The sequence below is a fragment of the Streptococcus pseudopneumoniae genome, assembly GCF_038148935.1.
In the GTDB taxonomy this organism is placed as follows: Bacteria; Bacillota; Bacilli; order Lactobacillales; family Streptococcaceae; genus Streptococcus; species Streptococcus pseudopneumoniae_U.
The window spans coordinates 1-388 of record NZ_JBBJZX010000219.1; the positions used below are offsets into that span (position 1 = coordinate 1).

Here is a 388-nt window from a genome sequence, read left to right on the forward strand (position 1 = left end):
GTAGTTGGCTGCGCTGGGGCTGGTTCATCAGCTTGGTTTTCTGTGTCCGTAACCTGAGGGGTGTCCTCCTCTGCCTCCTCTTTCTCCTCCTGGTCAGACTCTCCTTGAGCTTCCAGCTCTTCCAATCGTGCTAAGATATCCTCAATATCCTGAGCATTCTGGAGATTGACCTTCTGCATGCCATCCATGAGTTGGTTGGCTCTCTCCAGCGCTTCCGTCGTTTTAGCCCATTGTTCTTGGTTCTTGACAATGGCACTAGTCGGGTCAAGTTCGGTGCGAACCAATTCTAAAACCGCTTGGATAAGGGCGTCCTCACTATCCTGTGTATGGTCACCTAGCAATTCGCACTGCTCATAAGAATAGCGCCCCTTGTTTTCCATCTTGATGG

Annotated in this window: 1 protein-coding gene; it reads right to left on the reverse strand. The window is 50.8% G+C overall.

Annotated features, from left to right (window positions below; translation table 11 throughout):
• On the reverse strand, window positions 1–388 hold a 388-nt coding region (locus tag WKI42_RS10705), incomplete at both ends, for a hypothetical protein (protein WP_368081912.1).